General features: G+C 47.2%; 22 protein-coding genes and 1 other RNA gene. 13 read left to right on the top strand and 10 right to left on the bottom strand.

Features of this window, described 5'->3' with window-relative positions; genetic code table 11:
* Nucleotides 1-44: 44 nt before the first annotated feature.
* From gatD to garD, 7 genes are all read right to left on the bottom strand, one after another.
* The gene (gatD, locus tag OH663_RS02930; protein ID WP_200010061.1) at nucleotides 45-1,088 is read right to left on the bottom strand and encodes a galactitol-1-phosphate 5-dehydrogenase; all 1,044 of its coding nucleotides are present in this window, start codon (nucleotides 1,086-1,088) and stop codon (nucleotides 45-47) included.
* A 44-nt stretch (nucleotides 1,089-1,132) separates the two neighbouring features.
* Complete coding sequence (locus OH663_RS02925; protein WP_263525683.1) at nucleotides 1,133-2,506, bottom strand: PTS galactitol transporter subunit IIC; 1,374 nt, start codon at nucleotides 2,504-2,506, stop codon at nucleotides 1,133-1,135.
* Between the two features lie 4 nt (nucleotides 2,507-2,510).
* Nucleotides 2,511-2,795 (bottom strand): PTS galactitol transporter subunit IIB, encoded by a 285-nt coding sequence (gatB, locus tag OH663_RS02920; protein WP_003828616.1) that lies wholly within the window; start codon nucleotides 2,793-2,795, stop codon nucleotides 2,511-2,513.
* 29 nt (nucleotides 2,796-2,824) lie between these two features.
* A complete protein-coding gene (gatA, locus tag OH663_RS02915) occupies nucleotides 2,825-3,289 on the bottom strand; it encodes a PTS galactitol transporter subunit IIA (protein WP_045447947.1) in 465 nt (154 codons plus the stop codon).
* 14 nt (nucleotides 3,290-3,303) lie between these two features.
* Complete coding sequence (gatZ, locus tag OH663_RS02910) at nucleotides 3,304-4,575, bottom strand: tagatose-bisphosphate aldolase subunit GatZ (protein ID WP_200010059.1); 1,272 nt, start codon at nucleotides 4,573-4,575, stop codon at nucleotides 3,304-3,306.
* A 133-nt stretch (nucleotides 4,576-4,708) separates the two neighbouring features.
* The gene (locus OH663_RS02905) at nucleotides 4,709-5,563 is read right to left on the bottom strand and encodes a tagatose bisphosphate family class II aldolase (RefSeq protein ID WP_200010057.1); all 855 of its coding nucleotides are present in this window, start codon (nucleotides 5,561-5,563) and stop codon (nucleotides 4,709-4,711) included.
* Between the two features lie 176 nt (nucleotides 5,564-5,739).
* Nucleotides 5,740-7,311 carry a galactarate dehydratase gene (gene garD / locus OH663_RS02900; RefSeq protein WP_200041797.1) on the bottom strand — a complete coding sequence of 524 codons (1,572 nt, stop codon included), beginning with the start codon at nucleotides 7,309-7,311 and terminating at the stop codon, nucleotides 5,740-5,742.
* 402 nt (nucleotides 7,312-7,713) lie between these two features.
* On the opposite strand from garD, the gene garP reads away from it, so the two are divergent.
* The 7 genes from garP (at nucleotide 7,714) to OH663_RS02865 (ending at nucleotide 15,222) form a co-directional block, all read left to right on the top strand.
* Nucleotides 7,714-9,048 (top strand): galactarate/glucarate/glycerate transporter GarP, encoded by a 1,335-nt coding sequence (garP, locus tag OH663_RS02895; RefSeq protein ID WP_045447935.1) that lies wholly within the window; start codon nucleotides 7,714-7,716, stop codon nucleotides 9,046-9,048.
* A gap of 15 nt (nucleotides 9,049-9,063) precedes the next feature.
* Nucleotides 9,064-9,834: a 2-dehydro-3-deoxyglucarate aldolase gene (garL, locus tag OH663_RS02890; protein ID WP_200010053.1), complete on the top strand. Its 771-nt coding sequence runs from the start codon at nucleotides 9,064-9,066 to the stop codon at nucleotides 9,832-9,834.
* Between the two features lie 30 nt (nucleotides 9,835-9,864).
* The gene (gene garR, locus OH663_RS02885; RefSeq protein WP_045447929.1) at nucleotides 9,865-10,755 is read left to right on the top strand and encodes a 2-hydroxy-3-oxopropionate reductase; all 891 of its coding nucleotides are present in this window, start codon (nucleotides 9,865-9,867) and stop codon (nucleotides 10,753-10,755) included.
* A gap of 65 nt (nucleotides 10,756-10,820) precedes the next feature.
* Nucleotides 10,821-11,966: a glycerate 2-kinase gene (garK, locus tag OH663_RS02880; protein ID WP_045447926.1), complete on the top strand. Its 1,146-nt coding sequence runs from the start codon at nucleotides 10,821-10,823 to the stop codon at nucleotides 11,964-11,966.
* Nucleotides 11,967-11,998: 32 nt separating this feature from the next.
* Nucleotides 11,999-12,375: RNase P RNA component class A (gene rnpB / locus OH663_RS02875), an RNA gene on the top strand.
* A gap of 289 nt (nucleotides 12,376-12,664) precedes the next feature.
* Nucleotides 12,665-14,059 (top strand): tyrosine-type recombinase/integrase, encoded by a 1,395-nt coding sequence (locus OH663_RS02870; protein WP_233592723.1) that lies wholly within the window; start codon nucleotides 12,665-12,667, stop codon nucleotides 14,057-14,059.
* A 464-nt stretch (nucleotides 14,060-14,523) separates the two neighbouring features.
* Nucleotides 14,524-15,222, top strand: a complete 699-nt coding sequence (locus OH663_RS02865; RefSeq protein ID WP_200010110.1) for a YagK/YfjJ domain-containing protein — start codon at nucleotides 14,524-14,526, stop codon at nucleotides 15,220-15,222.
* A gap of 306 nt (nucleotides 15,223-15,528) precedes the next feature.
* Here OH663_RS02865 and OH663_RS02860 read toward each other — a convergent pair whose 3' ends face one another.
* The 3 genes from OH663_RS02860 to OH663_RS02850 all read right to left on the bottom strand — a co-directional run bounded on the left by OH663_RS02860 (nucleotide 15,529) and on the right by OH663_RS02850 (nucleotide 19,081).
* Complete coding sequence (locus tag OH663_RS02860; protein WP_053263615.1) at nucleotides 15,529-16,107, bottom strand: recombinase family protein; 579 nt, start codon at nucleotides 16,105-16,107, stop codon at nucleotides 15,529-15,531.
* A 244-nt stretch (nucleotides 16,108-16,351) separates the two neighbouring features.
* A complete protein-coding gene (locus OH663_RS02855) occupies nucleotides 16,352-18,103 on the bottom strand; it encodes a hypothetical protein (RefSeq protein WP_200010051.1) in 1,752 nt (583 codons plus the stop codon).
* 387 nt (nucleotides 18,104-18,490) lie between these two features.
* Entirely contained in the window at nucleotides 18,491-19,081 is a 591-nt protein-coding gene (locus OH663_RS02850) for a hypothetical protein (RefSeq protein WP_200010049.1), read from the bottom strand.
* A 154-nt stretch (nucleotides 19,082-19,235) separates the two neighbouring features.
* Here OH663_RS02850 and OH663_RS02845 point away from each other — a divergent pair, with 154 nt between their 5' ends.
* From OH663_RS02845 to tdcD, 6 genes are all read left to right on the top strand, one after another.
* Nucleotides 19,236-19,445 carry a hypothetical protein gene (locus OH663_RS02845; RefSeq protein ID WP_233633501.1) on the top strand — a complete coding sequence of 70 codons (210 nt, stop codon included), beginning with the start codon at nucleotides 19,236-19,238 and terminating at the stop codon, nucleotides 19,443-19,445.
* A gap of 77 nt (nucleotides 19,446-19,522) precedes the next feature.
* Nucleotides 19,523-20,218 (top strand): hypothetical protein, encoded by a 696-nt coding sequence (locus tag OH663_RS02840; RefSeq protein WP_200010047.1) that lies wholly within the window; start codon nucleotides 19,523-19,525, stop codon nucleotides 20,216-20,218.
* Between the two features lie 914 nt (nucleotides 20,219-21,132).
* Entirely contained in the window at nucleotides 21,133-22,071 is a 939-nt protein-coding gene (gene tdcA / locus OH663_RS02835; protein WP_045447923.1) for a transcriptional regulator TdcA, read from the top strand.
* A gap of 97 nt (nucleotides 22,072-22,168) precedes the next feature.
* Nucleotides 22,169-23,158 carry a bifunctional threonine ammonia-lyase/L-serine ammonia-lyase TdcB gene (gene tdcB / locus OH663_RS02830; protein ID WP_045447921.1) on the top strand — a complete coding sequence of 330 codons (990 nt, stop codon included), beginning with the start codon at nucleotides 22,169-22,171 and terminating at the stop codon, nucleotides 23,156-23,158.
* Between the two features lie 21 nt (nucleotides 23,159-23,179).
* Nucleotides 23,180-24,511, top strand: a complete 1,332-nt coding sequence (gene tdcC / locus OH663_RS02825) for a threonine/serine transporter TdcC (RefSeq protein WP_045447919.1) — start codon at nucleotides 23,180-23,182, stop codon at nucleotides 24,509-24,511.
* A 31-nt stretch (nucleotides 24,512-24,542) separates the two neighbouring features.
* A complete protein-coding gene (gene tdcD / locus OH663_RS02820; protein ID WP_045447917.1) occupies nucleotides 24,543-25,751 on the top strand; it encodes a propionate kinase in 1,209 nt (402 codons plus the stop codon).
* Nucleotides 25,752-25,772: the final 21 nt, after the last annotated feature.

The following is a 25,772-nucleotide window of genomic DNA, read 5'->3' as shown; positions in this document are numbered from 1 at the left end:
TTCGAAAGTAAATGTGAGCCAGCGCAGGTTGCTGGCTCGTGAGATCAGGATAGTTTAAGCAGGATTTTTCCCTGCATCGGCGCGCCATTAAGTGACTTAACGGCACTGGCGAAGCTCTCGGCATTACCGCTGTGGGCGATTAAAGGTTCCAGTTGCAAGCGTTTTTCAGTCAGTAAACGTGCTGCGATTTCCCATTCTTCTCCAGGCCATGGACTGGAATAGTTCATCCAGCTACCGAGAATGGTTAACTCTTTACGCAATATTTGACCAAATACTCCTGAAGCCAGCGTCAGATCGTGATGCAGTGTTCCGACCAACGCCACCTGCGCGCGAGGGCCTGCAATTTCGACAGACAAGGTTACAGTTTGTGGGGTTCCTGCGGTTTCCAGTATGAGCTGGTCAAACTGAATATCGGTAAGGCTCGAGTGAATCTCCGTAGCACTCATTTCCCGGCTGTTAAAAACATGAGTTGCTCCCAGCTCTTTTGCTAATGCCAGCTTCTGTGGGTTGATATCAATCGCAGTGATGCTTTTCGCGCCGAGTTCGCGGGCGCATTGCATTGCCAGCAAACCGATAGTACCGGCACCCACAATAATCACATTTTTACCTTCGCAACCCTGAGCCAGGTGAAACGCATGCAGTCCGACGGTAATAGGTTCGATGAACGCCCCATCATCGATCGGCATATCTGAAGGCAGGCGGAACAGATTGGCGCGTTTTACGACTACATATTCCGCGTTACCGCCTTCGCTGCGTGAACCGACAAACTGATATTGCTTGCACAGCGAGAAGTATCCTCGCTCGCACTGTGGACAGTGAAAACAGGGGAGTAGCGGTACGCAGGCGACGGCATCGCCGGGCTGCATGTCAGTAACACTTGCACCGTACGATTCAACATAGCCGCTGAATTCATGGCCTAGCGTTATCGGGTAATAGTGTGCACCATGATTAAAAATGCGGGGAATATCTGAACCGCAAAGTCCCGAGCTAACAACCCTGACCAATACATCGTCTTCAGTTTGCAACTGTGGTACGGGACGTTCTTCAACGCGCACGTCTCCCTCAGCGTGAATAACCACTGATTTCATAAAAGTCTCCAGAAATGTGAAGGGGAGCAAATGCCCCCCAGAAATTAAGATGCGGGCTGGCTTTCTGAGATAGAGGCGGCTTTTTCCGCAGCGGTGAAGTTACGCGCCCGACGCCAGGTCAGCAGAACACCAGTCAGATAAATGACGGCAATAACAATGAAGCCCACAACGTTTTGCCAGGTAAAGAGCTGAATCAGCAGCCAGGTTATTGGGGAACCCCCCTGGTCCATTGATGCCACCATTCCACCAGCTTTCAGCGCGCCTGCATTGGCGGCGAGCTGGGTATGTAAGCCAATGGTTTGTGTGGCAATCCAAAGGGTGATGCCCATGATGATGACGCCGGAGATCAGCGTGCGAAACAGATTACCCTGATGCACCGCAACGGCCATTGCCACAAAGAAACCGATGGTTGCGAGGTCGCCGAATGGCAGTACCTGGTTACCAGGTACCAGGACGGCAATCAGAATGGTCAGCGGAATAAAGATTAGACTGGCGGAAACCACCGATGTATGGCCGAGCAGCAACGCAGGATCCAGACCGATTAAGAATTCCTGACCGCCAAATTTGGCCTGCAGACGTTTACGTGCATGCTTCGCAATCGGCGTTAAGCCATCCATAATTGGTTTGATCACGCGTGGAATCAGCAGCATCACCGCCGCTGTTTTGACGGCCAGTTGCAGAACCCCTTTCGCGTCGTAACCAGCCAGCATACCGATGACCAGACCCATAACAAAGCCAACGGTAACCGGCTCGCCAAAAGGACCGAAGCGTTTTTGTACATCGTCTGCGCTAAAATGGATGCGATTCAGACCGGGTATTTTTTCAATGATGGTATCAACCAATACCGCTATTGGCCCCAGATAGGCTGACGATCCGTGTGGTATAGCTATCCCTTCAAGACCAAAAAAGTCTCGCGTATCTTTCGCGAACCAGTCGCCAAGTTTGTAGACGAAGGCGGCATGAACGATCACACCCAGAATACCTAGCCAGTAAGACCCCGTCGCCAGATGTAACATTGCGCCGGTAAATGTCATATGCCAGATATTCCAGATATCGACGTTCACCACGCGGGTCATTCGCGTGACCAGCATCAGGATATTGACTCCGATGGCGACAGGGATCGCAATCAGCGCGATCTGCGATGCCCACGTCATCGGAGATGACCCCGGCCAGCCCACATCAATCACATGCAGGTTGATTTGAAACTGTTCCGCCATGGCTTTTGCTGCAGGGCCAATAGAGTCGAGCATCAGGCCGATAACCAGTCCGATACCGACGAAACCAATCCCAATATGCAGACCGGATTTAAAACAATCCCCGAGTTTCATCCCCAACAGTTTTGAGAAGATGATGATCACTAACGGCAGCATGACCGTTGGACCTAAATCAAGGATATAACGCATAATTTCGCTAAACATGGCGTTACCCCACGAGAATGGTCAGGATTTTTTGCTGTAATGCTTCGATACCCACGCCGGACACAAAAGGCATGCCGTGAACCACAGGAATATCACCAAAAGTGCGGTCAACGCGGGCGGTAGTGCAGATGAGGTCTGCGCCATCCATATAGGTCTCGATTTCAGTTACCCGGCACTGCACCAGGTCGAGTTGGATATTGTTGGCTTCGCACAGTTCTTTAATTTCTTCCGCAGCCATTGTTGAAGTTGCTACCGCACCGCCACAGGCCACAATTACTTTACGCTTCATAGGGTATTCCTTTTATTATCAGTTTTTTATCAGGCCTGCGCACATGGCTCAGACTCAAGGATTGATTCCCGAAAGAGCATTTCCAGTTCAGCTTCTGGAGCATTCAATAATGCTTCAATGGTGTTCGGGTTTTGTAGCTCACTAAACAGACGGCGCAGGAGTTTCAGCTGTGCCGCAGGGTTCTCAACGATTAAGGCGATAATTAAAGAGACAGCTATCTCTTCGTCATCATCTGCTTGTTGAAAATTGACAGGTGTATCCGGGCGAATCAGATAGATAGCTGGAGATTTTGCATGGATAGCTTCACAGTGCGGAATAGCGACTGCATGACGCTCCAGCGCTATCCCTGTCGGGAATGTTGCTTCACGCTCAATCAAGGCTTGTGGGTAGCTTTTATGCACGACCCCTTTGGCCAGCATCTCCTCCCCAATGTGTGTCAGCGCATGCTGACACGAGCTAAAATTAATACCGGTTCGGACAAAGAGTTGGCTCATATATTCTCCAGATTTCAGGCTATAGCTGGCGCGCAACCAAAGCGATAGGCGCGCAGGACGTCCTGGATTTTGTCGATAATCAGATTATGGGGTGAGGCAGTAATCGTACCTTCGGTCAGGCGTTCAAACTGCACGGGCAAAAATTGGCTTATTAACCCTAACGGTAATTCGACGTCATTCAGGTTGCTGATTAACTTTTCCACGCCTTGACGAATACGTGGATGAGGCCAGTAATAACGAATGCGGTCGGAAAGGCTAAAATGAATATCGACCATTGCCTGACTCCAGGTAGGGCGATAGTACTTTTTCCAGTAATCCGGCTCATTCAACATGACTTCATCAATCACCTCCAGCACCTGACTCCGTTGTTCCGGAGCGATGAGTTCATTTTCCATTTGTGCCAGTGCAAAAATGGCTTCACGGAGGGCGAAGGTCAGCGCCGGACCGACTTTCAGAATCGCATAGTGATCGCGTACGAGGGCACGATAGGCCTGACGGGTCTGATAGTCAGTAGAGTGTGCCTCGTAGACCATTGGTGTCTCTTTGATCCAGGCGGAAAGCGCTTTGGCAGTCTGAGGCTGGTAATGAATGATTTGAGTGTGATCGAACTCTACGCCGGGTTGGACCACAATCGCGATCACGCGGGTTAATGCGTCTTCGAGCCCTAATGCGCGAAAGGCGACCTGATGTGTTTCCAGTGTACGGGCGGCATCTTCTTCACGCGTGACGTGAACGGTACCAATGGTACTGGCTTCTCCGCCCGGCACAGGAACTTCCGTACCAATAACATAAGTCAGTTGGTGTTTCTGTTCTTCGGTGGCTGTCTCTTCTGCAGCCTGACAAAGCACGGCTGCACGCTGGGCGACGGTCACCGGGTCCAGCGGCATGGGGTCGCCAGCACAGGACATTGAGGCATCAAGATGAATTTTGCTGAAACCTGCAGAGACATAGGCCTTAATGAGAGCCACGGATTTTTCCATAGCTTCTGCTGCTGGTTCATTTTGCCAGCAGTTAGGGCCTAAATGATCGCCCCCTAAAATCAGTCTTTCGCGTGGGAAACCAATGTTTTGCGCGATGTTATAGACAAAATCACGAAAATCGGCGGGTTTCATTCCGGTGTAACCGCCAAACTGGTTGACCTGATTGGACGTTGCTTCAATCAGGACTTTACTGTCCGTATTGAGATCAAAACGTAATGCGGATTCAATGACCAGCGGATGTGCTGAACAAACAGAGCAAATTCCTAAATGTTCACCTGCTTTATGACGAGAGATTATTTCTTTCACTTCTATCTCCGATATCTTTTGTTTATCTTCATAATATTTTTGGATTGAAGGCAAAGGTCAAAAGCCTCTTTCGTGATCCAGCTTTAAAAACAAACCTTCGTCAGAACCCGTGCTATTCAAATGAATTAATGGATTACAGCTTTCCCTCGCAGCCGCAGTCAGCTATGACTTTGCTTACTACTTCCTTCATGGCCGCCTTGGCGGGAACCATGTAGTGCCGTGGGTCACTTGCATCGGCGTGCGTGCTCAAATAGTTTTTTAGCGCATTAGAAAAGGCGATTTTGAGTTCAGTAGCGACATTGACTTTGCAGACTCCCAGCGAGATAGCTCGCTTAATATCCTGAGGGGGCAGGCCGGATGCGCCATGTAGAACCAAAGGGATATCAACGCGTTGACGAATTTCTTCCAGCCGTTCAAAATCCAGTTTTGGCTCTGCGGTATACAGGCCGTGTGCTGTGCCGATAGCTACCGCCAGGGAATCAATACCGGTTTTTGTAACGAACTCGTGAGCCTGCTCTGGGTGGGTATACAGAGCATCCTTTCCCTCGACGATCAGATCATCTTCCTGTCCACCCAAACGTCCCAGTTCAGCCTCTACGCTGACGTCGTAGCGGTGGCAGTAGTCAGTCACGTTTCTGACCAGGGCGATGTTGTCGGCAAACGGTAAATGCGAACCATCGATCATGACCGAGCGGACACCTGCAGCGACCTTCTCTTGAATGTCGATAATTTTTTCATGGTGATCGAGATGAATAGCGAGGGGATGGTTCCAGCTTCTCGCCAGTTCGCTGGCGATAGCAACGATATTGCCAACTCCTGCGTAGCTAAAGGTGCCAGGTGTTCCGGCGACAATTAATGGCGAACGTAACTCTGCAGCAGTTTCTACTACCACTTGTAAGGTTTCGAGATTGTGGATGTTAAAGGCAGGCACCGCATAGCCTTCTTGCTGGGCCTTCCTGAGCATCGTTTTGCTTGAAATAATGAACATCCTTCCTCCGATTTCTTTCGATTTCTTTTGTCGAAACAAAATATAGGGTTTCGTAATGTTATTTTGTGATTTTGATCGGAAAAATGAAAGTTTCGAAAGGAATGGGAGGGTTATGAAAGCTACAGGCAAAAAAAAACATGCCCGTAGGCATGCTTTTTAACAGCAGGATGAGATAATCAGGTCACTGGCGCCGGGTTAAACACGGCCAGCTGGTTATGCAGTCCCCACTGATCCGAGAAGGTTTTCTTACGCCCGCTGGCGACGTCGAGAACAAATTCGAACAGCTTCAGGCCCACCTCTTCGATGGTTTCTTCTCCGGTGGCGATGGTCCCGGCGTTGATGTCCATCAGGTCAAACCAACGATTAGCCAGTTCGGTGCGGGTCGCCATTTTAATTACCGGTACTGCCATCAGGCCGTACGGCGTGCCGCGACCGGTGGTGAACACCTGCACGGTGATCCCGGAAGCCACCTGTTGCGTACCGCAGACAAAATCGCTGGCAGGCGTTGCGGCATAAATCAGGCCGCGTTTGGTGGGGCGCTGACCTGGCGACAACACTTCCACAATTGCGCTTTTGCCTGATTTCGCAATGGAACCCAGCGCTTTTTCGACCACGTTCGCCAGACCTCCTTTTTTATTGCCCGGAGAAGGGTTAGCACTGCGGTCAGTTTTGCCCATATCAAGATAGTTATCGTACCAGGCCATCTCCTCCAGCAGACGTTTGCCCACTTCTTCGTTGATCGCGCGCGGGGTCAGGAGGTGGATCGCATCACGCACTTCGGTCACTTCTGAGAACATGACGGTTGCGCCGCAGCGTACCAGCAGATCGGAGGCGTAGCCTACCGCCGGGTTGGCCGTTACGCCGGAAAACGCATCGCTGCCTCCGCATTGCATCCCAACCACCAGTTCAGATGCTGGACAGGTTTCACGCTGGCGCAGATTGAGTTTCGCCAGATGACGCTCGGCGACCTGCAAAATGTCATCAATCATGGATTTAAAGCCAACGTGTTTTTCATCCTGCAGGCTGACGATACTGGCGCTGTCCACCGGAATACTTTTTACATCATGAGTACCTTCCAGCAGTCGCTCCGGCTGGAGCTTTTCGCAGCCCAGGCCGATAACCATCACTTCGCCGCCGAAGTTCGGGTTCAGGGCGATGTTGTGAATAGTTCTAATGGGCACGATGGCTGCTGGCGCGTTGATCGCCACACCGCAACCATATAAATGGTTCAGACCCACAACACCGTCTACGTTCGGGTATTTTGGCAGCAGATCGCGCTCAATTATTTTCACCACATAATCCACAACGCCTGCCACACAGTGCACGCTGGTGGAGATGCCGAGCAGGTTCTTGGTGCCGACGCTACCGTCTGCATTGCGGTAGCCTTCGAAGGTGTAACCTTCAAGAGGTGGAAGTGGCTCTGGTACTTTGGTTGCCAGCGGCAGTGTCTCCAGTGGCGGGGCTTTGGGCAGCTCAACCATCGACTCATCAATCCAGCTACCGCGTGCGATGTCGCGAACGGCATAGCCGATCACTTCGCCATAGCGCACAATTTCACCGTGAACAGCAATATCCGTGAGCGCCACTTTATGACCCTGGGGAATATGTTCAATCAGCGTCAGTCCGTCCGGGAAACGCGTCCCGGCTTTCAGACCATTGTCATTGACAATAATCGCCACATTATCCGTGTCGTGTACTTTAATATAAAACGCCGTAGGCGATTCTTGCCTAATTTCGATGTCGGCCATTGTCCAGTATTCTCCAGCCAGGTGGTGATAATAGTGCGAATATGTATATTGAATCTAATTATAAGTAATAAAGACTCTTTGTCGTTAAATAAGAATGTCAGGAGTTTAATTTGAAGAATGTGACCAGGATCACTTAACATCAGGAAAGCCTTGCCATCGGGGATAGCAATACGTAAATGTGTGCATTAGCGCCCATGATTATGTGCATATGACCAAAATAATCTTTTAACAGTATGTCTTAAATGAGCTTTTGCACAATGATTAACAGCGCGCAGCTGATTATACTGAATCACGGTTTAATAGCGTCTGATAAATTATCGTATATCTTTTTATCGGTAATTCATCACCACGAATACCCACCAAATAATAATAAAATGTTTTTATGTACCCGAGGTAAATAGAATGATGTTGGATACGGTAGTAGAGGAAAAGAAAGGTACGCATACCAGATATTTAATATTGCTGATAATATTTATTGTTACAGCCGTTAACTATGCGGATCGTGCGACGCTATCTATTGCTGGTACCGAAGTGGCAAAAGAGTTGCAGTTAAGCGCCATATCCATGGGTTATATTTTCTCCGCCTTCGGCTGGGCCTATTTGTTGATGCAAATCCCCGGCGGCTGGCTGCTTGATAAGTTTGGTTCGAAGAAAGTCTACACCTACAGTCTGTTCTTCTGGTCGTTGTTTACCTTCCTGCAGGGCTTTGTGGACATGTTCCCACTGGCCTGGGCAGGGATATCAATGTTTATCATGCGTTTCATGCTTGGTTTTTCTGAAGCGCCTTCTTTCCCGGCTAACGCCCGTATTGTTGCGGCCTGGTTCCCGACTAAAGAACGTGGCACGGCATCGGCGATTTTTAACTCGGCGCAGTATTTCTCTCTGGCGCTATTCTCGCCATTGTTAGGTTGGTTGACCTTCGCCTGGGGCTGGGAACATGTTTTTACCGTGATGGGTGTGATTGGTTTTGTCCTGACCGGGCTGTGGGTCAAGCTTATCCATAATCCAACTGATCATCCGCGTATGTCGCAAGAAGAGCTGAAGTTTATCTCTGATAACGGCGCGGTAGTGGATATGGACCACAAGAAGCCTGGCACTGCGGCTGCGAGTGGCCCGAAATTGCACTATATCAAGCAACTGCTGACCAATCGCATGATGCTGGGAGTGTTCTTCGGACAGTACTTTATCAACACCATCACCTGGTTCTTCCTGACCTGGTTCCCGATTTACCTGGTGCAGGAAAAAGGCATGTCGATTCTGAAAGTCGGTCTGGTTGCCTCAATTCCGGCGCTTTGCGGGTTTGCTGGCGGTGTACTGGGCGGAGTGTTCTCTGATTATCTGATTAAACGTGGTTTCAGTATCACTCTGGCACGTAAGCTGCCGATTGTGCTCGGAATGCTTCTGGCTTCGACCATTATTCTGTGTAATTACACTGATAATACCGTCCTGGTCGTTGCATTGATGGCGCTGGCGTTCTTTGGTAAAGGCTTTGGCGCTCTGGGGTGGCCGGTGATTTCCGATACTGCACCAAAAGAGATTGTTGGCTTGTGCGGTGGAGTCTTTAACGTATTTGGTAATGTCGCTTCTATCGTAACCCCTCTGGTAATTGGTTATCTGGTGAGCGAGTTGCACTCATTCAATGCTGCGCTGATGTTTGTAGGGTGTTCGGCGCTGATGGCGATGGTTTGCTACCTGTTTATTGTCGGTGACATTAAACGTATGGAATTGCAGAAATAAACAAAGGTATAGGCGATGAATAACACAATCTTCCCGAACAAGTTTAAAGCGGCCCTGGCGGCGCAACAAATTCAGATTGGCTGCTGGTCCGCGCTGGCCAGTCCCATCAGCACCGAAGTATTAGGTCTGGCTGGTTTTGACTGGCTGGTACTGGACGGTGAACATGCGCCAAACGATATTTCGACGTTTATTCCGCAACTGATGGCGCTGAAAGGCAGTTCCAGCGCGCCGGTAGTGCGCGTACCGACCAACGAGCCGGTGATCATTAAACGTCTGCTGGATATCGGGTTCTATAACTTCCTGATCCCGTTTGTAGAGACGGAAGAAGAAGCCGTCAGCGCGGTGGCGTCTACCCGCTATCCGCCAGAAGGTATTCGCGGTGTATCCGTTTCTCACCGTGCCAATATGTTCGGCACCGTACCGGACTACTTTGCGCAGTCGAATAAGAACATCACCATTATCGTACAGATCGAAAGTCAGCAGGGTGTTGATAACGTTGATGCTATCGCTGCAACTGAAGGTGTTGACGGTATTTTTGTTGGCCCAAGCGATCTGGCCGCTGCGTTAGGGCATCTGGGCAATGCGTCCCACCCCGATGTGCAGAAGGCTATCCAGCACATTTTTTCCCGCGCTAAAGCGCATGGTAAGCCAAGCGGTATTCTGGCACCGGTAGAAGCGGATGCCCGTCGTTATCTGGACTGGGGCGCGACGTTTGTTGCCGTGGGCAGCGATCTTGGCGTGTTCCGTTCTGCCACGCAGAAACTGGCTGATTCCTTTAAGAAATAACCACCATCGACAGTATAGAGAGATAAATACATGACAATGAAAGTTGGTTTTATTGGCCTTGGTATTATGGGTAAACCAATGAGTAAAAACCTCCTCAAGGCAGGTTACTCGTTGGTGGTTGCTGACCGTAACCCTGAAGCGATTGCGGAAGTCATTGCCGCAGGCGCAGAAACGGCTACTACGGCGAAAGCCATTGCCGAGCAGTGCGATGTGATCATCACCATGCTGCCAAACTCGCCGCACGTGAAAGAGGTAGCGTTGGGTGAAGGCGGCATTATTGAAGGTGCTAAGCCGGGGACTGTGCTGATCGACATGAGCTCTATCGCACCGTTAGCAAGTCGTGAAATCAGCGAAGCGCTGAAAGCGAAAGGCGTAGATATGCTGGATGCGCCGGTCAGCGGTGGTGAACCGAAGGCGATTGATGGCACGCTGTCAGTGATGGTCGGCGGTGATAAAGCGATTTTTGATAAATATTACGATCTGCTGAAAGCGATGGCAGGTTCTGTGGTGCATACCGGTGACATCGGTGCGGGTAACGTAACCAAGCTGGCAAACCAGGTCATTGTCGCGCTGAACATCGCCGCTATGTCTGAAGCACTGACGCTGGCGACCAAAGCAGGCGTTAACCCGGATCTGGTATACCAGGCCATCCGTGGCGGTCTTGCCGGGAGTACCGTGCTGGATGCTAAAGCACCGATGGTAATGGACAGAAACTTTAAACCAGGCTTCCGTATTGATCTGCATATAAAAGATCTGGCGAATGCGCTGGACACCTCCCATGGTGTGGGCGCCCAACTGCCGCTAACTGCTGCAGTCATGGAGATGATGCAGGCGCTACGTGCAGATGGGCTGGGCACTGCTGATCATAGTGCTCTTGCATGCTATTACGAAAAACTGGCGAAAGTGGAAGTCACTCGCTAACAAGAAGGGCGCCTTCTCGCGCCCTGTAATTCTTGCCTTGCGCGGCACTGTCAGGCTACATAACTATGAAAATCGTAATTGCCCCAGACTCTTATAAAGAAAGCCTCTCCGCCATTGAGGTCGCTCAGGCGATAGAAAAAGGATTTCGGGAAATCTTTCCCGATGCGCAATATGTTTCAGTTCCCGTTGCCGATGGTGGTGAAGGGACGGTTGAAGCCATGATTGCCGCCACCCATGGGACTAAACATTCAGCCCTGGTGACTGGCCCGCTGGGCGAAAAAGTGAATGCCTGCTGGGGCATGTCCGGGGATGGTAAAACTGCTTTTATCGAAATGGCGGCAGCCAGTGGGCTGGCTCTGGTTCCTCCTGAAAAACGCAATCCATTAGTGACTACATCGCGTGGCACTGGAGAATTGATTCTGCAAGCGCTGGAAAGCGGCGCGAAAAGCATCATTATTGGCATTGGCGGCAGTGCAACCAATGACGGTGGAGCGGGCATGGCGCAGGCTCTGGGGGCAAAACTGTGCGATGCCAATGGGACTGAAATTGGCTACGGCGGCGGTTGCCTGAATAGCCTGAACAGCATTGATATTTCAGGATTGGATCCGCGATTAAAAAACTGTTCTATCCGTGTTGCCTGTGATGTGACTAACCCTCTGACCGGTGACAAGGGCGCTTCCCGTATTTTTGGCCCTCAAAAAGGGGCAACCGAGGAACGTATTATTGAGCTAGACCGTAATCTTTCTCACTATGCCGATATCATTAAAAAATCGCTGCGAGTGGATGTGAAGAACGTTCCTGGTTCAGGGGCTGCGGGGGGGATGGGGGCGGCATTAACGGCATTTTTAGGTGCAGAGCTGCGCAGCGGTATTGAGATTGTTACCCAGGCCCTCAATCTGGAAGAACATATTCACGACTGTACTCTGGTGGTCACAGGAGAAGGCCGTATCGACAGCCAGAGTGTTCATGGAAAGGTACCGGTTGGTGTGGCCAGTGTGGCGAAGAAGTACCACAAACCAGTAATTGGTATTGCGGGCAGCCTGACGCGGGATGTAGGCGTCGTACATCAATATGGTATCGATGCGGTATTTAGTGTATTGACCAGCATAGGTACGCTGGAAGAGGCGTTTCGCGGAGCATTTGACAATATTTATCGGGCGTCACGAAACATCGCTGCTACGCTGGCGATAGGAATGCGTAGTGCGGGGTGACATTGGCCCGCAAACCCTCTATACTGCGCGCCGAAGCTGACCAGACAGTCGCCGCTTCGTCGTCGTCCTCTTCGGGGGAGACGGGCGGAGGGGAGGAAAGTCCGGGCTCCATAGGGCAGGGTGCCAGGTAACGCCTGGGGGGGAAACCCACGACCAGTGCAACAGAGAGCAAACCGCCGATGGCCCACGCAAGTGGGATCAGGTAAGGGTGAAAGGGTGCGGTAAGAGCGCACCGCGCGGCTGGTAACAGTCCGTGGCACGGTAAACTCCACCCGGAGCAAGGCCAAATAGGGGTTCATAAGGTACGGCCCGTACTGAACCCGGGTAGGCTGCTTGAGCCAGTGAGCGATTGCTGGCCTAGATGAATGACTGTCCACGACAGAACCCGGCTTATCGGTCAGCTTCAACTCATTCAAAAACAATACGTTGGTGTGTCTCAGGCCTTAATAGGTGAAAATGTGACACAGACTGTGATACAGACGAGGCACACCAACGGCTGTTCCATCCCGAATATCCTAAAGCGTGGCAACCGTTACAGCCTTCATTTTAGACTGCCTTCAGGCGGTTTCTTTCGTGTGTCGCTGGGCTGCGATTCAGCCAGTAGAGCAAGATTTATATCTTCCCGTCTCTCGATGTTCATTTCTTTTGTAAAATCGTCCAAGATGGAGCCAGCCCAACTATTGGATATAGTGCAGAAAATGAAGAAGTTAGAACAAGACGATATTGATCGTTATTTGCTTAAAATTCAGGCAGATTTTTACGCCGCAGCAAAAAAAATTCCCGCAACTGTACGTAACACCCTGCGTGAATCCGGTTCATTGGCTCGTGAAAAACGTAATGCGCGTGATTTTGGATTACTACTTGATGGAACCTTTAAACAAGATGTTGAACCGCTGTCGACAGATTCAGTCATAGAGCAACTTGGTAGCCAGTTTGATCTTACGGGCATGGCGGATGAAGTCGATTATTTGGCCTCAGAGTACGACCTTCTCTTGAGACATTACTGCGATGCACATATAGCCTTTATGGATCAACGACATTCTGATTATCGCCAGATCGTTAACTCTATGCGACCTGACAATTATAACGTTTCCATCTCAGAGGATAAGCCTGAAAAACCATTGCGCTCTAAACTGACCCTATCTGAGGCATGGAAAGGTTTTGTAAATTTTAGGTCGGGCTGGACCCCTAAAATTCGGCAGGGGAATGAAAAATACTATGAAGTGATAGAGGCAGTTTTGGGAGCTGATACTCAAGTTTCTGACATTACTCGACGCGATATTAAAAACCTGCTTGAGGTAGTTGAAGGTTTACCTCGTCAGAATAAGAGGCCTTATAACCGAATGACTATTGAGCAATGTTTGGACTTGGATGAAGTTCCAGAAGCAGACCTGGTTTCACCCAAAACGGTCAAAGATTATCTGAAGTTGTGTCAGGGACTGTTTTCAACCTACCTGACTAAAGAAGAGGATATTCTTGAATCATCACCGACACTTAATGTTCCGTACCAAGCTAAAAGCCTCAGCTATGGTTATTACACCGGAGCAGAAATGCGAAAATTGGTATGTCACTTCGCGACTTTGGATGGTTGGAAAAAATGGGTTTTTTTGCTACTGGCGTATACTGGCGCTCGGCGCTCTGAAATCGCAAAACTGAATGTTTCTGATGTGCGGTTGGACGAGGACAGTCAGAGACATTACATAATGATTGGGGATAGTAAAACTGAGGCAGGGATTCGGCAGGTTCCTATCTCACAACGTTTGATCAATATGGGTTTTTTGGATTATTTGGATAGCAAAAAGGCAGATACTAATTTGTTCCCCGAAATCACTAATACAAGTCAGGTAACGCGGCTTTTTCATGCGATACGTGAACAATTGGGTATTGATTATCTTGATGATTATAAAAATAGACGTATTGTGCATAGTTTACGTCACACTTTCGTAACTGAAATTCAGGCAAAGCACACCCTCACACTTGTTCAGCAAACGATAGGTCACGAACATTCAAACCAAGGACAAACCAAGGTTTACACGGGCAAGATGAAAGTTTCGGATTTGCTTCCAGTCGTTGATAGTGTTGACTGGTTTTAGTGATAGTCATTCTAATTCAATGGGTTTGCTGAGCCGTAGCTAAGCGTTTATCGACAGGGAAGCACAATGTCGGAGTATCGCAAAAACGGAAAAATTGCAGAAGCAAACCTGAAAAATACCGCAGATTAAAATATTCTTTGCACTGCTATTTGTTTTGAGTTATTGTTATTTTGGGTTTCTGTATCCCATGTAAACTTTCTTCGAAAAAAATTCATCCATCTTTTTTGCCGTCAGGCTTTGCTTGATGGGGTTTGCACTACCTGTACCCGCTTCGTTTTACGGTGGTCAGATGGTAATAACTTGTGTGTGTGTGTGTGTGTGTGTGTGTGTGTGTGTGTGTGTGTGTGTGTGTGTGTGTGTGTGTGTGTGTGTGTGTGTGTGTGTGTGTGTGTGTGTGTACGCGAGGGTTGTTTATATAACTAACTTGTGGGGGTTTTGTGTCAGAAGAAGGATGTGCTCAGTCAATGCTCACACAGGCTACGCCTTACACAACCAAAGGTCATGCACACGGGCGTTACAGGGTAATCGATGGTGATGTTTTCATTCGTCATGGTTACTCCTACCCGATCAACACCACCGACCAATCTGGTGTTCGCCTTGATATCCTTACCCCTATAGCAGAACAGCTTGATGCAATACTGTCCATCTACAGCCGGGTTTACTTCTCTCGCTTCGATTTACGCTTACCTGAGAATACCCCAATAGACACAGGCAACAGGTGGGTAAGCGACCTGTTTAAAAAACTACGTGAACGCCTGAGGGCTAAATTAAACAGGCCTGAGGGATTGGCAGAACCGATCCTCAACTTTGCTTATGGCTGGGTACGGGAGCAAGAGAAAGCAAAACAGGTGCATTACCATTGCTGGATTGCCCTCCCGCATCGACAGGTCAGACGCCTTGGGACACCCACAAGTGGCATTGCCGGAAGCATTGTTGAAATCTGGACGGGTCTGACGGGCGGTAAAGCAGCGCTGGTGGAGCTGCCAAAGGCAACGGAAAGATATCCGAATTATTACATTATCGAAAGAAATAAGCCGAAAACGCTCGAGGGGCCTTTTCTGTGGGTATCGTATCTGGCGAAAGAGCGTGGAAAGTATCAGACCGGAAATGGGGATCGGGTCCACTCAACATCAAAATTGAGCAATAAAAACCATAATTGCTAAATCCTTAGTGTAACGCTCTCTACGGCCTTCAAATTAGGAAGTAGTACCTACGCATTACCCATACTACAAAAAACGCTCACGATAGCGCTCATTGCGTTTAACAATGCCTTCTCTCATATACTACGGCTTAACTTTTAAATATAGCACTCCATCACTATCTTTTCCAGGTGGATTTAAGCTGGTGTGCGGTTCCGCTGGATTTACTGTCGCCAGAATATTTCGAATTAATTGACCCGAAAATAGCCATAATTAAGCCTCAAACGTTGGCAGGGCAGCATCTGAATCTGAGTGAAGACAGGTTAAATCTTACGCCTCTTTGATGTTCCAGTTTCGTTTGATAGTCGGGAGACTTAAATTCAATGCTAACGCCGCTTTGGACTGACTCAGCCCCTTAGCTCTGGCTTCCTGTACACGCTGAAGGGTATCTGCCGCAACCGGACGGCCTAACTTCTTCCCTTCCTTCCTGGCTCTTACTAATCCTTCTTTTGTGCGTTCAATAATGCGGGATTTTTCGAACTCCGCAAACGCTGAAAACATTTGTAGCATCAGCTTCCCTTCCGCGCTGGAAAGGTTACGCACAGGCAGATCCAGCGACACTACATCTATCTCTTTTTCTACCAACATCGCTATAGTTTGCTGCACATCGATGTTGTCACGACCTAAGCGATCTAGCTTCAGCACCACTAGTCGATCCCCAGCTTCCAGCTTATGAGTAACCATATCGGCAAAGCCTTTACGCTTCATTGCCTGTACGCCACCGGATACCGTCTCCGAGACAACACGATTCTCAGGCACTTCATAACCAGCCTGACGAATCGCCATAATCTGGTTTTCTGTTGACTGTTCGCTGGTAGACACACGGCAATATGCAAATGTACGGCTCATAATCGCTCTCCTGATTGGTGTCAAAAACGGTATCATAATCAACTAATGGTATCATAATGTCAATGTGCTAATTTAATGATACTAATTTAGGGTAGGGTTTACTGGTGTCATAAAACGTTCGATTGTTGATACTATTCAAGTGACTATAACAACGATACTCGCAATAATATTTTGAAAAGATCAGCGGTAGATACGCAATGATTCATGCCCATTAGGCACTGCCGCTGAAGCGATATCACCGTGTTCAGTCTTCTTCAAACAGTAGCTTTCCAATCCACCAAATTGATTGACCAAAATTAGATATAAGTTGTTCGCCTTGCTTCAGGTATGAATTGCTATCATCAATACCAGCGAGCTTTAATGCGTCCCCGATTTTTGAACTAGTAGGGTGGGCATCGCCCACTCGCATGTCGTATGCCCCTGCTATGAAACCAAATACCTTTCGCGCTTTCTCTGGGCCTATTTTCTGAGCCAAAATATCTTCAAGAAGTTTATTTGAACCCAGCTTATCCTTGTTCGCGTGTGTCGAAAGTTTACGAAGTTCGCGCACGTCTAAGCGATCAGTAAAAATCCGTACAAGCTCCTTTGCTAACCTCAAAAGGGACGTTTGATCTTTGCTCGTGAAGCGGGAAACATTCTTCATTGCTTCAGAACGATCAATATTATGAGTGAAAAGTGGAACATTGAAGACGTCTCTAAATCCGCTCTCAAGCATTTCTATAACATCGAAAAATAGCTCTTCCACCGCGTGGGTTGATGCAGGCTGACATTTTACCTGAGAATCTAATAGCTCACCTGAAACTTTCCCATCAGGTACAATGTTATGGGCAGCCCATATATGTTGCTCCCATGCAGGAAGACGAGCGATGTCATAAGCGTAAACGGTGATTAAATCGGAAGAATTTAGACCGAAGTGGATCGAGTATCCTGAAGTGGAAATGATGCCCCCAGTTTCTGCTGTATACCACCTGAGTGAGAATCCTCGGAGAGCAAGCAATTCACTTATAATACCGTATCGAAACCACAACCATCTTCCAACCTCTTCGCTATTTAATTCGGCAGACGGCAAACGAGTTCCATCGGTTTCAACAATGAATTGAGGTAAATTTCTATCTAAATCTCCTCTTATACGCGTACTTAGTCCTTGGTGTTCTATCCACTCGTCCCGCCAGAATTCACTCTCGACTCTAACCCCTTTATACCCACCTTTTCGACCTTGGGATTTTTCATAGTCGGTATTCTCGTTAGTTTCTGGCCCCATTACAGGTGCATCTTCATCTTCGTCGACATCCGTTCTCCATGCACGGAACATGGCCCAGCTGCCGCCAAAAACATCATTTATTTCTCGGATAAGTAACTCGTATTGCCCACCATCACGGCTTTCTTTGTGGCTCTCAAGATTTGCATACTTACTTGTTTCAAGTGAAGCAACATTTTCTACTCGTTGACGATAATAAGAGAGCCGTAATGACAGATTTCTAGCTGCTAAGTAATCTAGTAAAAATTCTCTCTTTATTTCGATCAGACGTTGTTCACCGTGTTCGTCGAGCACTTCACGAGCGACAACTACAAAATTTTCTTCTGGTCTGACCCATTGTTCGCCCTCTTTAATGAGGCGAAGTGCTGCAACAAGGTCGGGATTGAGTATCCACTGTCTTCCTCCGATCACTGGCTGAGGCAATTCCAGAACCAAGTGAATACCAATTGGGTCTTTATCGTTATATTGGTACTCATCAATAGCAGAATAATATCCATCCTCGTATGCGAAAGGAGATATCCTTGTGCTAATCCCGATTTCGCCCCAGCTCAAGCTTTCGGCGACTTTCCGATTTTCTGGTGGGAATGCAACTGATCCACATCCAAAATACTCATTGAAGTAACCGACGTTCTTGACATCTCCTTCCCCATCATCTTTTGATTGTCGTAAGGGTATCCAGGTTGATTTGGAAAATGTACGTCGAGTCTCTTTCTGTTGAAGAATCCAATCTCTATCCATCTATCGTTAATCCCTCATGAACATAACGAACTAATCACACGTTCTGTACTCGATGTGAGTACCAGACTATCCCTGACTTTATAATGCTGCTTAACGCGGCTTTTTACCAACCAACTACATGCGGAAAAAACCTGCAATAAAAAGTTATATCTCTGATTTTTCTTATGAGCAAGGCTTGAGGTGTAGAGTAGGTCAACGCCCTGAACTCCTGATATTTCATAAAGATTGACCGCATAATTTACGAACGATGTAAATCTGCCTGGCAGATCAAACATTGCCCCGGGGATATTGTTCTTTTGTGCACTATTTGGGGATGGGGTACTTCTGAACCTTCGCGGAGGCGGGTTGGATAAGATTTGGGGGATTGCTCCCCCCTGTATCGGTCAATTACTCAAGCAAGCCACTCAGCGGGGTTAATGTCACATAAATGTAATCATCGTCACGCTCTTCAATGGTGATGGGCATATCAATGCCATTACTCAATACAGCTTTCGCACGATAGTTTTTGTCTGAAACCTTCTTCACATCCTCCACAACAAGGCATTTCACCTCACTCCCCTTATCTTTGAATATTGAAGTCGTGATCTCACAAGCGCTCGTCTTAAGTGCTTCGCTGTCATCTAAAACAACTGTGATGGCGGAACAACTCAACGCAATTGCAATGTATGCGAAGAACCACGCCCATCGTTTGCTCATCTTCACGTCAGCAGTTTTAGCCCTCCCGTAAACGTAAAGGGGTGGAAAAACGAGAATCCCCAGAGCCGACCCTACAAACTGAGGTTCGGCTTCGTTGCCAGCCTTAACCATCTCCTTTTGGTCAAAAATCACACAGATGATGGCGGCCACATAGAAAACGATGAGAGCAGCCATATCATTCATGGTGAAAAAGTAAATAGCCGGGAGCAGGAGTGGGAGCGCCATGTAGAGATAGAAGTACAGATTATTGTTTTTCATTTGGTTAGTAGTCAAAGCTGTCATCCTTTCATGCCGTGAAGTGAAAATCTCATGCATACACTCTAACCAGTTTTATAAATTATTTCGATCTTATCGATCATTTTTATCGATCGATTGGGTTGTTTTCATGGTGGCATTTACACTGAGTTAGCACTGATGACAACAAGGGGGATGAAAAATGAAAAGATATGCAGCGATACTTTGTGGATTGATAGTGGCCTTTAACGCTAGCGCTGGGCGTGTGACCATGAGCAACCCGGAACAGTCCACCACTGAGAACGGTCACACACTGTGCGTCTACTCCAACAGCATCTACAGCTTTATTTATGTCACCAGATCGAAGCACTGTCCTTTTTCGAAAAGTTTTGATGTAAGTGAAAGTGAATAGATTTCAACAAATTAATACTCACAGCAGCATACAATATGGGAAAATCAACATTGGTTAAGCCATAGGGTACGAACAAAATGATTCCATACTTCTTAGAGCACAATGATAAAATCATTACTTTCATTTCTGCTTTTGCTGCACTGTTAACTGCCATAGCAACTTTTTTCTTATGGCGTGTAACCCGTATCTTGGCAGAAGAGACAAAGCGAATGGTCGACGCTTCCGAGCAGCCTCAAGTAGTGGCAACGCTGGAACCTAACGCATGGTCAATGCTTCATTTTGATATCAGTGTCGTTAACACCGGAAACGCGCCAGCTTTCAACATTGAGGTCACATTTGATCCTCCTCTTGAAAATGCCTCCCATCGAAAAGATAAAACTATCCCTTTAAAGCAAATAAGTGTCTTAAGAAATGGTCAACAAATGACCAGTAATCTATGTGAATACAAACAGATAGAAGGTAAGGTATTCCAAGTCAGCATTAGCTGGACCAAAAAACCAAACTCTACGGTGAAAGAGACCATGAGTTATACATACGACATGGCTTCCTTTGCTGGTATTAGTCAATTGGGTGCCAAAAGCCCAATGACAGAAATTTCACAACAAATTAAAGGAATTCGTGAGGATTGGAAGCATATCGCGAAAGGTATGAGGCGAATTCAAACAGACACATATGACTCAGAAGATAGAATTGACGAAAAAAAACTGAGAGATGAGCAGCTTCAAATGGTTAGAGAAGAATGGGAAAACAGGCAAGCCAGCAAGAAAGAGTAGAGAATGAACCGTCGCTGATTGGCTTTATCTGCAACACAAAGTGGGATACAGTCTGCGACACAAGATACTCCAGCACTGTAGATACCTGACGTATGGATGAACGAAGCCGCCTTATCGGTCAGCTTCAACTTTTAAGAAAACCCCGCCTCGGCGGGGTTTTTGCTTTTGCAGCATGGACAAGCCGTTTACGCCATTATCCTGCAGGTCGATTTACGGGCAGGCGTTGCAAACGCACTACATTAATTCTTTGCGAATCTATTTTTTATTTCTGCTTATTTCCGTATCGGGATTCCTCTATTAGAGAGAGATGTATCGAGGGAGATTTCTGATTTTGTGATGGCTAACACAAAACGCTACCTTTGGTAATTTTTGATAGAGAAAACGAACGCAATCGATCGCTATCACAAAATTAGTTGCTGATAAACTGCGCAAAAACCGTGTTAATATATTGTTGCGCATGGTAATTGATTGTATGAATAAGTTTAAATATCAATAAATGCAATGTTTCTTTACAAACATATGGGGCAAAAAAATGTGACCCATAACATTATTTAACCACAATTATGATATAAATATAATTATATTTGATAAGTTACTCATTAAATTTAAGCGTAATTCAGCCCGATAAATACTCTGTAATTGCTTGAAATATAGCCTTTCACGATCTTTTGAAATATCTAAGAAACCTGGTGTGTTATTGCCATAAATTTTTGTTATCCCCCCATCTTTTTTTGATTAAAATCAGGTTAAAGTGAGATCGCGTTTTTGTATTGCATTGATTAATAAGTGATTAATAGATTTATAATAATCTTACAAAATGTAAGTGAAGGGGATTTGTGAGTGGTCGCACATATCCTTGTTCACTTAATTTGGTACACTCCCTGCCGTCAACAAAGTAATTAACGCAGGTCGATATGAATACTATTACTCTCCCTAAAACACAGCACTTAGTGGTCTTTCAGGAAGTCATTAGAAGTGGTTCTATCGGCTCAGCTGCAAAAGAATTAGGATTAACTCAACCTGCTGTCAGTAAAATCATTAATGATGTTGAGGCTTATTTTGGTATTGAGTTAGTGGTTCGTAAAAATACAGGCGTTACGTTGACTCAGGCTGGTCAGGTGATGCTCTCGTGGTCTGAATCCATTACCCGTGAAATGAAAAACATGGTGGATGAGATGAACAGCATGACGGGCAATGCAGTTGTTGATGTGTCGTTTGGCTTTCCTTCACTGATTGCCTTTACCATCATGTCCGGCATGATTAAGAAGTTTAAAGAGGTGTTCCCGAAAGCGCAGGTTTCCATGTATGAGGCTCAGCTATCCTCATTCTTACCGGCGGTTCGTGACGGGCGACTGGATTTCGCTATTGGTACACTGAGTGATGAGATGAAACTACACGATCTACATGTGGAGCCGCTCTTTGAGTCAGAGTTCGTTCTGGTAGCCAGTAACTCCCGAACATGCACCGGCATCACCACGCTGAAAGCGTTGAAAAACGAACAGTGGGTGTTGCCACAAACGAATATGGGGTACTACAGCGAACTTCTTACCACGTTACAAAAAAATGGCATCAGCAGTGAAAACATCGTTAAAACAGACTCCGTCGTCACGATTTATAATCTTGTTCTCAATGCTGATTTCTTAACAGTAATTCCCTGCGATATGACCACTCCATTTGGTTCAAACCAGTTTATTACTATTCCGGTAGAAGAATCCTTACCGGTTGCGCGTTATGCCGCCGTTTGGTCTAAAAATTATCGAATAAAAAAAGCAGCATCAATTTTGGTTGAATTAGCCAAAGAATATTCATCTTACAATTCTCATAGACGAAAGCAGTTAATTGAAATTGATTAATGATTGAATTTGTTTAATACGGAATTAACGCCATCTGTCTATATCAGACGTTGGTAACGGCTATCTATTTACTTTAATACCCAGGTAAGAGGTTCTAATGCACATTACATACGATCTCCCAGTTGCAATTGAAGATATCCTCGAAGCGAAAAAAAGACTGGCGGGGAAAATTTATAAAACGGGAATGCCTCGCTCTAACTATTTTAGTGAACGTTGCAAAGGGGAAATTTTCCTCAAGTTTGAAAATATGCAGCGTACTGGCTCATTTAAAATCCGTGGTGCTTTTAATAAGCTCAGTTCATTAACAGAGGCGGAAAGACTGAAAGGTGTGGTGGCTTGCTCCGCAGGTAACCATGCGCAAGGGGTGTCTCTCTCCTGCGCAATGCTCGGTATCGATGGCAAAGTAGTGATGCCAAAAGGTGCGCCGAAGTCTAAAGTGGCTGCAACCTGCGATTACTCAGCAGAAGTTGTGCTGCACGGCGACAACTTCAACGACACTATCGCGAAGGTAAGCGAGATTGTAGAGACTGAAGGCCGTATCTTTATTCCTCCTTATGATGATCCGAAAGTGATTGCCGGTCAGGGCACCATTGGCCTGGAAATTCTGGAAGATCTGTACGATGTCGATAACGTGATTGTACCAATTGGCGGCGGTGGTCTGATTGCTGGTATTGCTGTAGCAATTAAATCCATCAACCCGACAATTAAAATTATTGGCGTACAGTCTGAAAACGTTCACGGCATGGCGGCATCTTTCCACGCTGGAGAAATAACCACGCATCGAACGACCGGCACCCTGGCGGATGGTTGTGACGTTTCCCGCCCGGGTAATTTGACTTATGAAATCGTTCGTGAATTGGTAGATGACATTGTCCTCGTCAGCGAAGATGAAATTCGCAACAGTATGGTGGCATTAATTCAGCGAAATAAAGTTGTGACTGAAGGTGCCGGTGCTCTGGCATGTGCAGCATTATTAAGCGGGAAATTAGATAGCTATATCCAGAATAGAAAAACAGTTAGCATTATTTCTGGTGGTAATATCGATCTTTCTCGTGTATCCCAAATTACTGGTTTAGTTGACGCTTAATATTTTCGTTGAGGATAGGATATGAGTACTACTGATAGCATTGTATCCAGCCAGACAAAACAATCGTCCTGGCGCAAATCGGACACCACCTGGACACTGGGTTTATTTGGTACAGCCATCGGCGCCGGGGTGCTGTTCTTCCCTATCCGCGCAGGTTTTGGCGGGCTGATCCCCATTCTGTTAATGTTGGTGTTAGCGTACCCCATCGCGTTCTATTGCCACCGTGCACTGGCACGCCTGTGTCTTTCCGGCTCTAATCCTTCCGGTAACATCACAGAAACGGTTGAAGAGCACTTTGGTAAAACAGGTGGCGTGGTTATCACGTTCCTCTACTTCTTTGCGATTTGCCCACTATTGTGGATTTATGGCGTCACCATTACCAACACCTTTATGACCTTCTGGGAAAACCAGTTGCAGATGCCAGCGCTTAACCGTGGCTTCGTGGCACTGTTCCTGCTGCTGTTGATGGCATTCGTCATCTATTTTGGTAAAGATTTGATGGTTAAAGTGATGAGCTTCCTGGTATGGCCATTTATTGCCAGCCTGGTGCTTATCTCTCTGTCCCTGATCCCTTACTGGAACTCAGCGGTTATCGATCAGGTAGATCTCAGTAATATAGCGCTGACCGGGCATGACGGTATTCTGGTCACTGTATGGCTGGGTATTTCCATCATGGTGTTCTCCTTCAACTTCTCGCCGATTGTCTCTTCCTTCGTAGTTTCTAAACGTGAAGAGTATGAGAAAGATTTTGGTCGTGAATTTACCGAGCAGAAATGTTCAAAAATCATCTCTCGCGCCAGTATGTTGATGGTTGCGGTGGTGATGTTCTTCGCCTTCAGCTGCCTGTTTACCCTCTCTCCGGCTAATATGGCTGAAGCGAAAGCGCAGAACATTCCGGTACTTTCTTACCTGGCGAACCACTTTGCTTCACTGTCCGGTACGAAATCGACTTTCGCAACCATTCTGGAATACGGTGCTTCTATTATCGCACTGGTTGCCATCTTCAAATCTTTCTTCGGCCACTATCTGGGCACGCTGGAAGGCCTGAACGGTCTGGTACTGAAGTTTGGTTACAAAGGCGATAAAACCAAAGTTTCAATGGGCAAGCTCAACACCATCAGCATGATCTTCATCATGGGTTCCACCTGGGTCGTGGCTTATGCCAACCCGAATATCCTGGATCTGATTGAAGCGATGGGCGCGCCAATTATCGCCTCACTGCTCTGCCTGCTGCCGATGTACGCCATCCGTAAAGCGCCGTCACTGGCAAAATACCGTGGCCGTCTGGATAACGTGTTTGTTACCGTGATTGGTTTGCTGACCATCCTGAACATTGTCTACAAACTGTTTTAATCCTTAAGCTCAGGATGAGCGGAGTAGTGAAATGAATGAGTTTCCGGTAGTACTGGTTATTAACTGCGGTTCATCTTCAATAAAATTCTCAGTGCTGGATGCAGCTAACTGTGATGTTTTAATGGCGGGAATTGCGGACGGTATTAATTCTGAAAATGCGTTCATAGCAATTAATGGAGGAGAGCCAGCTAAGCTGGCTCACCACAGCTACGAAGATGCATTAAAAGCAATTGCAGTTGAACTGGAGAAACGTAATTTAATGGACAGCGTGGCCTTAATTGGCCACCGCATTGCCCACGGCGGAAGTATCTTTACGCAGTCAGCAATAATTACTGATGAAGTTATCGATAATATTCGCCAGGTATCACCTTTAGCACCGTTACATAATTATGCGAACCTGAGCGGAATTGAATCCGCGCAACATCTTTTCCCGGGAGTGCAGCAGGTTGCTGTATTTGATACCAGCTTCCACCAGACGATGGCACCTGAAGCCTATCTGTACGGTTTACCGTGGAAATACTTTGAGGAGTTGGGGGTTCGTCGTTATGGTTTTCATGGCACCTCGCACCGCTATGTTTCTCAGCGCGCACATGAGCTTCTCGGCCTCCAGAATGATGATTCTGGTTTAGTGATCGCTCACTTGGGTAATGGCGCTTCCATCTGTGCGGTCCGGAATGGGCAAAGCGTTGATACCTCAATGGGTATGACGCCGCTGGAAGGTCTGATGATGGGGACGCGCAGCGGTGATGTGGATTTTGGTGCGATGGCATGGATTGCGAGTGAAACCAACCAGACACTGAGCGACCTTGAGCGCGTGGTCAATAAAGAGTCTGGCTTACTGGGTATTTCCGGTTTGTCTTCTGACTTACGTACGCTGGAGAAAGCCTGGCACGAAGGACACGAGCGTGCGCAGTTGGCAATTAAGACGTTTGTACATCGCATTGCACGTCATATCGCCGGACATGCCGCATCGCTTCATCGTCTTGATGGGATTATTTTCACCGGTGGAATTGGTGAAAACTCGGTCTTAATTCGCCGTATGGTAATTGAACATCTGGCCGTATTCGGAGTGAATATCGACAGCGATATGAATAGCCTACCTAATTCCCACGGTGAGCGAATTATTTCAGGTAAAGATGCCCGAGCTATTTGCGCTGTTATTCCAACGAATGAAGAGAAAATGATTGCACTCGATGCCATTAATTTAGGCAAAGTTAACGCACCAGTGGAATTTGCATAATTAATTTTCAGTAGAGAGATT

Origin of the sequence: Citrobacter sp. Marseille-Q5395 (assembly GCF_947057495.1) — a bacterium.
In the GTDB taxonomy this organism is placed as follows: Bacteria; Pseudomonadota; Gammaproteobacteria; order Enterobacterales; family Enterobacteriaceae; genus Citrobacter; species Citrobacter murliniae.
This window is presented reverse-complemented; position numbering and strand designations above follow the sequence as displayed.

Bases quoted from the DNA above. Each gene is read 5' to 3' on its own strand.
- OH663_RS02855 (WP_200010051.1), bottom strand. From the start codon at position 18,103: ATGGATAGAGATTGGATTCTTCAACAGAAAGAGACTCGACGTACATTT.
- OH663_RS02850 (WP_200010049.1), bottom strand. From the start codon at position 19,081: ATGACAGCTTTGACTACTAACCAAATGAAAAACAATAATCTGTACTTC.
- garK (WP_045447926.1), top strand. From the start codon at position 10,821: ATGAAAATCGTAATTGCCCCAGACTCTTATAAAGAAAGCCTCTCCGCC.
- OH663_RS02905 (WP_200010057.1), bottom strand. From the start codon at position 5,563: ATGTTCATTATTTCAAGCAAAACGATGCTCAGGAAGGCCCAGCAAGAA.
- OH663_RS02925 (WP_263525683.1), bottom strand. From the start codon at position 2,506: ATGTTTAGCGAAATTATGCGTTATATCCTTGATTTAGGTCCAACGGTC.
- tdcB (WP_045447921.1), top strand. From the start codon at position 22,169: ATGCACATTACATACGATCTCCCAGTTGCAATTGAAGATATCCTCGAA.
- OH663_RS02860 (WP_053263615.1), bottom strand. From the start codon at position 16,107: ATGAGCCGTACATTTGCATATTGCCGTGTGTCTACCAGCGAACAGTCA.
- garP (WP_045447935.1), top strand. From the start codon at position 7,714: ATGATGTTGGATACGGTAGTAGAGGAAAAGAAAGGTACGCATACCAGA.
- gatD (WP_200010061.1), bottom strand. From the start codon at position 1,088: ATGAAATCAGTGGTTATTCACGCTGAGGGAGACGTGCGCGTTGAAGAA.
- gatB (WP_003828616.1), bottom strand. From the start codon at position 2,795: ATGAAGCGTAAAGTAATTGTGGCCTGTGGCGGTGCGGTAGCAACTTCA.
- OH663_RS02840 (WP_200010047.1), top strand. From the start codon at position 19,523: ATGATTCCATACTTCTTAGAGCACAATGATAAAATCATTACTTTCATT.
- garD (WP_200041797.1), bottom strand. From the start codon at position 7,311: ATGGCCGACATCGAAATTAGGCAAGAATCGCCTACGGCGTTTTATATT.
- tdcD (WP_045447917.1), top strand. From the start codon at position 24,543: ATGAATGAGTTTCCGGTAGTACTGGTTATTAACTGCGGTTCATCTTCA.
- OH663_RS02865 (WP_200010110.1), top strand. From the start codon at position 14,524: ATGCTCACACAGGCTACGCCTTACACAACCAAAGGTCATGCACACGGG.
- gatA (WP_045447947.1), bottom strand. From the start codon at position 3,289: ATGAGCCAACTCTTTGTCCGAACCGGTATTAATTTTAGCTCGTGTCAG.
- garL (WP_200010053.1), top strand. From the start codon at position 9,064: ATGAATAACACAATCTTCCCGAACAAGTTTAAAGCGGCCCTGGCGGCG.
- OH663_RS02870 (WP_233592723.1), top strand. From the start codon at position 12,665: ATGAAGAAGTTAGAACAAGACGATATTGATCGTTATTTGCTTAAAATT.
- garR (WP_045447929.1), top strand. From the start codon at position 9,865: ATGACAATGAAAGTTGGTTTTATTGGCCTTGGTATTATGGGTAAACCA.
- tdcA (WP_045447923.1), top strand. From the start codon at position 21,133: ATGAATACTATTACTCTCCCTAAAACACAGCACTTAGTGGTCTTTCAG.
- tdcC (WP_045447919.1), top strand. From the start codon at position 23,180: ATGAGTACTACTGATAGCATTGTATCCAGCCAGACAAAACAATCGTCC.
- OH663_RS02845 (WP_233633501.1), top strand. From the start codon at position 19,236: ATGAAAAGATATGCAGCGATACTTTGTGGATTGATAGTGGCCTTTAAC.